The sequence below is a fragment of the Burkholderia sp. Bp8986 genome (genome assembly GCF_003854225.1).
Taxonomy (GTDB): Bacteria; Pseudomonadota; Gammaproteobacteria; order Burkholderiales; family Burkholderiaceae; genus Burkholderia.
The window spans coordinates 1-9,489 of sequence record NZ_QTQM01000083.1; the positions used below are offsets into that span (position 1 = coordinate 1).

General features: G+C 61.8%; 10 protein-coding genes and 2 pseudogenes. 10 read left to right on the top strand and 2 right to left on the bottom strand.

The genetic code is table 11. The annotated features are described in order from the left end of the window. Positions 1 to 282: transposase (locus DID99_RS35280; RefSeq protein WP_148094695.1), on the bottom strand; the 282-nt coding region annotated here is incomplete at its 3' end. A 39-nt stretch (positions 283 to 321) separates the two neighbouring features. After that, positions 322 to 821 (bottom strand): annotated as a pseudogene (locus DID99_RS38165) (transposase); the annotation flags it as partial. Between the two features lie 74 nt (positions 822 to 895). Here DID99_RS38165 and DID99_RS38565 point away from each other — a divergent pair. The 10 genes and pseudogenes from DID99_RS38565 to DID99_RS35335 form a co-directional block, all read left to right on the top strand. Beyond that, a pseudogene (locus tag DID99_RS38565) lies at positions 896 to 979 on the top strand (hypothetical protein); the annotation flags it as partial. 18 nt (positions 980 to 997) lie between these two features. Then, positions 998 to 1,414 (top strand): HNH endonuclease, encoded by a 417-nt coding sequence (locus DID99_RS38570; RefSeq protein ID WP_409362723.1) that lies wholly within the window; start codon positions 998 to 1,000, stop codon positions 1,412 to 1,414. 74 nt (positions 1,415 to 1,488) lie between these two features. After that, the gene (locus DID99_RS35300; RefSeq protein WP_260444771.1) at positions 1,489 to 1,872 is read left to right on the top strand and encodes an NADAR family protein; all 384 of its coding nucleotides are present in this window, start codon (positions 1,489 to 1,491) and stop codon (positions 1,870 to 1,872) included. A 75-nt stretch (positions 1,873 to 1,947) separates the two neighbouring features. Beyond that, on the top strand, positions 1,948 to 3,318 hold the full coding sequence (locus DID99_RS35305) for a metallophosphatase family protein (protein WP_124668610.1): 1,371 nt from the start codon (positions 1,948 to 1,950) through the stop codon (positions 3,316 to 3,318). Between the two features lie 193 nt (positions 3,319 to 3,511). Beyond that, a complete protein-coding gene (locus DID99_RS35310) occupies positions 3,512 to 4,036 on the top strand; it encodes a hypothetical protein (protein ID WP_124668611.1) in 525 nt (174 codons plus the stop codon). Next, a complete protein-coding gene (locus tag DID99_RS35315) occupies positions 4,024 to 6,345 on the top strand; it encodes an SMC family ATPase (protein ID WP_124668612.1) in 2,322 nt (773 codons plus the stop codon). The genes DID99_RS35310 and DID99_RS35315 overlap by 13 nt, the downstream gene beginning before the upstream one ends. Positions 6,346 to 6,419: 74 nt before the next feature. Then, positions 6,420 to 6,635: a hypothetical protein gene (locus tag DID99_RS35320; RefSeq protein ID WP_124668613.1), complete on the top strand. Its 216-nt coding sequence runs from the start codon at positions 6,420 to 6,422 to the stop codon at positions 6,633 to 6,635. 135 nt (positions 6,636 to 6,770) lie between these two features. Continuing rightward, the gene (locus tag DID99_RS35325; protein ID WP_260444772.1) at positions 6,771 to 7,400 is read left to right on the top strand and encodes a TrbG/VirB9 family P-type conjugative transfer protein; all 630 of its coding nucleotides are present in this window, start codon (positions 6,771 to 6,773) and stop codon (positions 7,398 to 7,400) included. A gap of 115 nt (positions 7,401 to 7,515) precedes the next feature. Then, the gene (gene virB10 / locus DID99_RS35330; RefSeq protein ID WP_260444773.1) at positions 7,516 to 8,595 is read left to right on the top strand and encodes a type IV secretion system protein VirB10; all 1,080 of its coding nucleotides are present in this window, start codon (positions 7,516 to 7,518) and stop codon (positions 8,593 to 8,595) included. 31 nt (positions 8,596 to 8,626) lie between these two features. Continuing rightward, a partial coding sequence (locus DID99_RS35335) for an ATPase, T2SS/T4P/T4SS family (RefSeq protein ID WP_124668614.1) occupies positions 8,627 to 9,489 on the top strand: 863 nt, incomplete at its 3' end.

Sequence of the window (9,489 nt, forward strand, 5' to 3'; positions counted from 1 at the left end):
GTCAGTCTTGTTCAGTTGCGTCGCGAGCGCTGCGTGCACGTGGCGGGCATGAATGCAATCAACAGGAACACCTCGATCTCGCAGTGCGTGATAGAACCAGACTGCGAGAGGGCCGGTTTCCATTCCGACGCGCCGGACCTCCGGGGCTTGCTGTCGGATGATGCTATCAACAGCCTGCGGATCCGATGCTACTGTTCCGCGCCAGACGGGATTACCGTCCCCATCGATTACGCAAACCGCCGTCGACTTCTGCGATACATCGAGACCCACATACGTTTCCATGGCAGCCTCCGTCGTTAGCCGGAGACGCAATTACAGCATGTGGTTGGCGAAGCAGCCATCCCGCTGCAACAGCACGTGAATCCGACGATAGCCGTATCGGCGCTTCTGCGCGGCAATGGCCATCATCCGGCCAGTCAGCGCTTCGTCGTCAATTCGACGGCGTGATTCGTAGTGGAACAGCGAGCGCGAAATCCCTACCAGCCCGCAGGCCCGGGTAACACCCATGGCACGTTCGGTCATCAATATCCGGACCGCTTCGCGCTTGGCCTGCGGGCTTGCTACTTTCGAGCCAGCAGGTCCTTCAACGCGGCATTGTCGAGCATCGATTCGGCCAACAGACGCTTGAGCTTGCTGTTCTCCTGCTCCAGTTCCTTCAGGCGCTGCGCTTCGGAGACCGTCATCCCGCCGAACTTCGCTTTCCAGTTGTAGTAGGTCGCTTCCGAGATGCCGTACTTGCGGCACAGCTCCGCCGGCTTCAGGCCAGCCTCGGCTTCCTTCAAGATGCCGATGATTTGTTCTTCGGTGAATCGCTTTTTCATTGCCGTTCCTCTCTGGAACGGACTCTACACCGTCACCGTACTAAACGCGGGGAGCAGGTCAGAAGGACACATTTCACAAAGTGGACTACTTGATCTGGCAGTGTCTGTGGAAGTGGGCAAAACGTAGGCACCCTAGGAAACGCCTCCCGTGGATCAAGAGCCGGTATTTCCATCGGATCGGATCGCGGGATTGGGTTTTCGCAGCAGAGGAGCGAGAACTCGAGTCGGACGACGTCAAACTGTTCAAGATCGTACATTTGAGCAGTATTTCCATCGTTCGACACGTCGCGGTTAAGGGCGAGGCGAATCCTTACGACCCACTGTGTGAGAGCTACTTCGAAGAACGTCTCAATCTTCGGATGGCTCGATCACTGGCGGGGCGGCGCGTGCTGCTATCACTTTGGATTTCTCAAGGTGGTAAATGTGCTCACTGCGGAGAGAAGATCACCAAGCAAAGCGGATGGCATGTTCATCACATCCGGTGGAGGTCGAGAGGCGGGAGCAGCAGTATCTCCAACCTCGCCTTTCTGCATCCAAACTGCCACAGGCAAGTTCACAGCCAAGATATCGTGGTTCGTAAGCCGGCCTCTTGATTGAGGTTTAGAAAGGCTTGAGCCGGATGAAGGGAAACTTTCAAGTCCGGTTCTTAGGGGAGGGATGGCCAGCAATGGCCTTCCCTTACCCGACTACGCGAAGGCCATGCTTCGATGACCACGTTACCGCGGAAGCGGTTTTGGCGGCGACTTCGCCACGCGAACAGAAGCGGCTCGGACGGTCGGTGCGCGGTTTCGACGAGCAACGTTGGCTCGAGGCGCGCGAAAAGATCATGTTCGTCGGCTGTCGAGAGAAGTTTCGACAGAACGAAGCCTTCGCTATCGCGCTGCGCGCGACAGGGACGTCGGTCCTGGTGGAGGCGAGCCCGTATGACCGCATCTGGGGAGTGGGACTGGGCGAGCACGACCCTCGTATCGCAGATCCGTCGGCTTGGTTGGGGCTGAACCTGCTCGGCAACGCGCTGATGCGCGTGCGAGACGTACTGTCTCGGTCGTAACTTCCCGTGTTGCGCCGCATTTCGGCGCGAACTATCTCTGGCTGCCCACGGGCGGCCATTTTTTGGGAGGCGTCGATGAAAATCGCGCATTTTTCTGACCTGCATTATTCGCCGGGAAACCTCGACGAGGCTGACCGGTGCTTCTCGCATGCAGTGGGTGACGCTATCGCGCGCGAAGCGGTTGCGGCGGTGATCAGTGGGGACTCGACAGACCATCGTCTCGACGCCCACGCGCCAGCGCTGAACGCGCTGGCGACACAGGTGCACCGTCTCGCGCAAGCGATGCCGGTGCTGATGCTGCAGGGCACGTTCTCGCATGAGCCGCCAGGCACGCTGGACAACTTCGCGCTGATGGGCGCGCAGTATCCGGTGGCCATTGCGGATCGCGTTTGTCAGGTGGCGCTCTACGACGGGCACTTCTGGTTCTCGCGTGGTCCGGTCTTCGATGAAGACGAGGTTCAGTATCACGTGGAATGCGAGCCCGAGGCGATCTTCACCTGCCTGCCGACGATGAATAAAGCGGATCTGGCGCTTCGCGTGGGTGCGCTGGTTGCGTCTACGGATCTCGCGGATACGCTCGCGGGGTTCTTGATTGCAGCCGGTCGGACTAATGCGAGATTCCGCGCGGCGGGCATCCCGACGATTGGTGTATCGCACGGGACGGTCAATGGATGTGAGACCGAGCACGGCGTCACGATGGCTGGGTTCGACCATGAATTCAGTCTCGGCGAGCTGTTTGCGGCGGAATGCTCGGCGTTCATGCTTGGCCATATCCACAAGTATCAGACGTGGGAGCGTGACGGACGGTTGGTGGGATATCCGGGGTCGATCGGGCGTTTCCACTACGGCGAGCTCGGCGACAAGGGCTATCTGTCGTGGGACGTTTCCGCTTCCGATGCACGGGCCGTCCTGGTCCCGTCACCGTCGCGGGAGATGGTTTCCGTTGCGTTTGACGGACCGCCTGACACGAACGAGTTGCGAGCCCTCGCAGCGGCGTCGGCCGGCAAGTTCGTGCGCATTCGCTGGCAAATCGACGAGGAGCATAAGCAGCTGGTCGACCGAAAGGCGATCGAAGCGATGTTCTCGTCGGCTGCGGGCGTGAAGCTTGAGCCGCGCGTACTTCCCGTGATGCGCAGCCGTGCAGAAGGGGTCAGCACTGCGCCGACGGTCGATGCGAAGCTGGCTCGCTGGTGTGAGCTGGCCGATGTCGACGCTCCCCCGTTGGTTGATCGGTTGCAGCTCCTCGAAATCGGGGATCCGGATGCGATCGCCGATTCGATTCTGGCGCGGTTAGCCGGCGGCAGCGCGCCCCCCGCCGATCAGCCGTGCACATCGAGCGCTATATCGGCTCTGTTGCCAGCGAACACTACCGCGACCGGCGGTTCCGATGTACCGGCACCCGCCGACGAGCCGTCGTGGCTCTCCGATGACCTGTTCGCGGCGTAGCGCCGCCCACCGACGGATTTCCGTCCCTTTCGAACACCAGCCGTGTTCCGATAGCCCGTGTGGCTATCGAAACTAGGTTCACCCCGCGCCCGTTGGCGCATCGACGGCAGCATCGCTGCATCCATCTTCTTTTCCACCCTGACGGGGCGTGTTCCCGTTAGGGGCGCACTCCGTCTCAAATCGGAGTGTGCTCATGTTTGGCCTCTATCCTGCTGGCGTCCGTTGGGCCCAGTCCTTTACCGCGACTACCGACGCCAAGTCGCTGCAGAAGCTTCTCGTCGATCACGGCGGGTGCACTGCAGTGCTCTTTCACCAACCGTTCGGCGCTCAACGAGGTGCGGTCATCGCACAGCGTGACGGCATGTTGGTGCTGACCCACATGGTCGATGCCGATGAGGCCGAGATCGTAATCACGCCGGGCGTTGAACTGCAGAACCTGCTGTGGTCATTCGATTCGGGATATTCGGGTCAGTGGTCCGGCCGCGAGCTGCAGATTCTCACCGGTTGTGCTGACTGGGACTCGATGTTCAAACAGACGTCGGACGCATTTCGACGCCTCTGTGGAACGGTGCAGGCCGCCGTTGACGGTACGTTGGGCAAGCCGGCATCCCGACCCGAACCGACGCTTCCCATCGATGACGACGATGTCCCATTCTTCCTGCCCGATGACTATCTGCAGCCCATCTCGCTCGCGGAGATCCAGTCATGCGACCTCTGAGACTGTTGCTTGAAGGGTTCACTGGCGTCCGGGACGGGATGAAACGCGACAGTGTGGAGTTCGATCTGGAGTCGTTGCCCGCCGGGTTGATCGCCTTGACCGGTCCGAATGGCGCCGGAAAGACGACGATCATGGACAACCTGCACCCGTACCGGATCATGGCGTCGCGCGCGTCGAAGCTCTCGGTCGATGCATTCTCGTACTGGGATCACATCTGCGGAGTGCAGGCGCGCAAGGAATTCGAGTGGGAGCACGACCGCTTACGCTATCGATCGACATTCGCATTCCGCAAGCCAGGTAAGACCGGTAAAGCGGACTATTTCCTGTTCTATCGCTCGACGGACGGCGAGTGGCGCCCGGTATCGCTACCGGACGGCACCGTGTCGGACGGCAAGGGCGAAACCTACGACCGATGCATTGAGGCGATATGCGGTTCGCTCGAATCGTTCTTCACGAGCGTGTTCTCTGCGCAAAACCGTCGACCACTCGCGTCTTACGGCGCGACTGAGATCAAGGGGCTCCTCGCGGAGCTACTGAAGATCGACCACCTCCGTGCGCTATCGACGAAGGCTGGCGACGTCGCGAAAGCGCTCACCCGGCAACTCGGTGTCGTGCAGCAGGAACTCGCCGCGTTCTCCGGAAAGCGCGAGCGTGTTGACGAGGAACGCAAGACCATCGCGAGCACCACGGCGGATATCGCGGCTGCGCGCGAGAAGCGTACTGTTGCGCAATCGGAGATCGCCACGCTCACGCAACAACACGCCGTGCTCGTTGCCAAGCGGGACGAGAACGCTGGCACGGCGGCGCGTTTGGGTGAACTCGGCGTGCGGCGTAGCGAGCTGCAGGCATCGCTCCAGACGTTGGAGCGTGACAAGCAGGCCGACGACAAGCGCTTCGCCCAACGTGCTTCGGCGCTACGGGAAACGATCGCTGGTCACGCAGCAGTTGTCCGGCAGGCAGAGCAGATCCGCGGCGCTGCGGCCGCTCGGGACGAAGCTCAGCTTCGAATCGGGAAGGACGAGGCACTGATCGAACCGTTGCAGCGGGCAATCGAAGCGCTTGATGCGAAGCGATTGCGAGCGGCCACAGTCGAGTCGACGCTCTCCGGGTTGCAATCTGAGGGCACGACGAAAGCCGACCTAATCCGGACCCTGACCGAGCAATCGTCGGTGATCGGATCGGTACCGTGTGCAGGGATGGATATCCACGCGTCGTGCCCATTGCTCGCGCAAGCGAGGAATGCAGCCCAACAAGTGAATGTCCACACCGTCTCGCTGAAAGACCTGCGGACGCGTTATCGACAACACCAGACGGAGCTGAAGGAACTTACGCATTCTGTCGACGCGTTGTTTGCGAAACGGACCGAGCTTCTGCAGGTGAACGCCGAGCTGAAGGACGCACGTCAGGCCCTTCAACGAGCCACTGATCTTGCTGCACGAAGGCCCTTGCTCGATGCGGCGGAGGTCGGACTGGCGAAGGCTCGTGAAGAACTCGCATCGCTCGATTCCGAGCGATGCGAGGCGTTGAAACGTCGGGAGTCGGAATCGACGCGGCTCACTGGGATGTTGCGTGAAGTCGAGGCGGAAGTGTCGCGCCTGACTGCTGTCGATGTGACGCAGGCGATTGCGGAGGTCGATCGACAGTTGATTGAGCGTCGTGACGTTTGTACCGCGATGGACGCTCGGATCGAAGCTTTGATCCGGAGTCAGGCTACGGGAGAAACGACGCTGGTGACGCTCGAGCGCGAGCTCGAGGGCTTTTCAGCGACGCAGGCACTCGCAGAGCGCATCTCGGACGAGATCGCGAAGTGGAAGCTGTTGGCGAAAGGGCTGGGCAATGACGGCGTGGTCGCGCTGACGATCGACGACGCTGGCCCGGCGCTCACGCAGATGGTGAACGACCTGCTGCTCGCGTGCTATGGCACGCGGTTCACGGTCGAGATCCAGACGCAGCGCACCTTGGCCAATGGCGAAACGCGCGAGGGATTCGAAATCCTCGTGTACGACGCCGAAAGCGACAGGAGCAAAGCGGTCGGCGTGATGTCCGGTGGTCAGAAAGTGTGGATCAACGAATGCCTGACACGCGGCGTCGCCCTGTATATCGCGGGTAACGCGGGTCAACCGTACGAGACGCTCTTTAGCGACGAGTCGGATGGTCCGCTAGATCCCGATCGCAAGGTGCAGTTTATGCGTATGAAGCGCGAGGTCCTGCGTCAGGGCGGGTATGCGCGAGAGTTTTTCATCTCGCAAACGCCCGAACTGATCGCAGAGGCCGATGCGGTCATTGACGTGGCCGCACTCGCGAGGTAGTGCAGCACACATTTTTAACCCTGTGGGGAACGTTCCCCACAGGGGCGTTCCTCGCCTATTTTTCGAGGAACGCAATGAAACTGAAGTCCACGGTTGCTGATCAGGTCCGAAGCCTTACGGTCTCGATCCGCCCGAAGCCCATTCGCATGGGTACGGAGCACGTCTACGAGCTGAACGGCTCGTGGCTGCGCGATGTGCTTGTGAATGGCCGCTGGGTGACGGTGGCGGCGACGGCTACGCTGTCATCGCATCTTGAATCGTCGACGGATGAATGTTCGATGCACGGATGACGAACCTGGTGATGCTGTTGATCGCAATGCACGGCGGTGCGCAGCCGTCGGCGCCGGTGTACCGCTACGCGGTGGCTACACAGGCCGCTGTAGGTAAGCGCCCGCCGGTGAGAACGGACGCGGTCATCTGCAAGGATGGCCAAGTCCACTGGCATGGGTGACGGCAAAGCATGGACTGCTGGCCCCGCCGGAAACGGCTTTTTCTTCAAACCGAAGGCGGTCAAGGCTGGCACGAACCTGATCCTGCTGACGAACAAGCGCCGTTACGTGCTGAAGCTGGTTTCAGTAGCGAAGCACGACGAGGCAGTTTGGTCGTTGACATTCAATTACCCGGACACGCGTGCGAAGGCCTCGGCGGCCGCTGCCGCGCGTTCGGTCGAAGCTCGCGCGCTGCTCGAGCAGACTGGCAACGCAGCGTCGACCAGCAATTCCGACTACGACATGCAGGGCGACACGGCGCTGGCCCCGACCGCTCTGTGGGATGACGGTCGATTCACGTATTTCGAATTCAAGACGAGCCGCGACCTGCCGAAGATCTACCGCGTGTATGACGACGGCTCGGAAGGTCTGGTCAATCCTGACGACGTCCGCGGACCTGTGCTCGTCGTACACGACACCGCTCGTCGATTCAACCTGCGCCTGAACGATGCCGTGCTGGGCATCCGTAACAACGCATATCGACCAGACGGCCAGCTGAATCCGTCGGGCACCTCGATTCCCGGCACGGCGCGGCTCGTGAAACACAAGGAGGCGAGCGGTGAATAACGACATCAACCAGAATTCCGTTCCGGCGCCCGTGGAGCCGATCGGCATCGGCGAACGTGGTGTCCCGGGCGTGGGGCGCACGAAGCGCTAGAGCCCGTTCCGACTCCTGCCGATTGTGATCGGACTCGTGCTGATCCTCATATTTGGCGCGGTGGCGGTCGGTGTGGCGATCAAGCGGTGGACGGCGCAGGACCATGCGGAGTCCGAGGCCGCGAAGGTCGAGGCGGCGAAGGATAAGCCGTCTGACGATCGCCATGATTTCGCGGGCGACCAGGCGCGGATCAGAAAGCAGCAGGCCGAGGAGGCTGCGGCGGCCGCCGCTGCGAGCGAAGCACTCGCGAAGCCCGCTCATGCCGATGCAACCAGCGCAGCATCGGTGCCTGCGGCTGCCGCTGCTGGCGGCACCGGCGCGGCGGTCGCGGCCAGTGCCGTCGAAACGCCGGCGATGCGCAAACTCGATGGCGACGTGTTGCTGAAGTTCGACGATCAGAAGGCGGCCGGCGGTACGAGTGCACTCGGCGCTGGCGGCCCGAAGGTCGAATATGCGAAGGATGGTCTGGACGCGAAGTTTCGGCCGTCGAAGCTCGACACGGTTAAGGCCGAGTTGATGCCGTCCCGAGACATGCTTCTGATCGCGGGGACCACGATCCCGTGTGTGCAGAACTCGAAGATCGTCACCGACTATCCAGGTATGACGACGTGTGCTGTGTCGAAGGACGTGTATTCGGCGAACGGCAAGGTGCTGCTGATCGAGCGCGGGTCGGAAGTGCTGGGCGAGCAGCGACAGGCGTTGATGCAAGGTCAGGCCCGGATCTTCGTGATCTGGACGCGCCTGACGACACCGGCAGGTGTGAAGGTCCAGCTCGATTCGCCGGCGGCGGATGCACTGGGCGGCAGCGGCCTGCCAGCCTACGTCGACACGCATTTCTGGACTCGCTTCGGTGGGGCGTTGATGGTCAGTCTGATCGGCGACGCCGGCCAGGCTCTGTCGAGTCTCGCGTCGAATTCTGGTAGCGGCGATAACCGGATCCAGTTCAACAACACGTCGAGCGCAGGCGAATCGGTGGCTGCCGAAACGCTGAAGAACACGATCAACGTGCCGCCGACCGCGTTCTCGAAGTACGGATCGGTGACGACGATTTTCGTTGCGCGCGACGTCGACTTCTCCGACGTGTACGAGCTGGCCACGCCCTGACTCGGACCGACATCCCCTCATCGGAGTGCTCATGAACATGCGATACGACGACAGCGTAACGGTACGCAGTCACCTCAAAACTCTCGGAATCGGCGAGTGGCTGAAGCGGCCTGGCGTAACCGAGGTCGCGATTAACCGGCCCTATGAGGGCTGGACGGAGACGCGCGATGGTTGGCAGCGGCATGAACTGCCGAATGCATCATTGGAGGCGTTACTCCAGTTTGCGCCGGCGCTGGCGATCTACAACAAGGCGAAGCCCGCGCTGTCTGCGGCAGAGCCGGAAAAGCCGGTGCGGCTGCCCGACGGCGAGCGCGGCCAGATCGTGATCCCGCCGGCGTGCGAACCGGGCACGGTGTCGCTGACGATGCGTGTTCCGAGCGCGACCCAGTTCGCAGTTTCGGAGCTGGTGGGGAACGGGTTTTCGTCGAAGTTTCGCGATGTTGTCGGGCATGCGGTCGATGGTGTGGCCGCCCGGTTGGACACGGGCGACGTCGACGTGAAGAGCGCGACGCCCGTGTTCAATCCGGCACAGGCGCTCGCGGCGCCGGCCGTCGTCACGCTGCAGCGCTTCGAGCTGGAAATGCTCGATGCGCTCGCGCAACGCGACGTCGAGCGCTTCCTGACGCTGGCGATCCTGAACCGGCTAAACATCGTGCTCGTCGGCGGCACGGGATCGGGCAAGACCACGGTCACGAAGGCGCTCGCTGACCTGGTGCCGTCGGAGACACGGGTTGCGACGATCGAGGACACGCACGAGCTGCCGCTGCCGTACCACCCGAATCACGTGCATCTGTTCTACAGCGAGTCGCTGCCGGCGCGTGGCGTTGGTGCACTCGATGAATGCGGACGCAACAGCCGTTTCCCAACGCCGTTATGCGGTGGCCCGCTCACGGC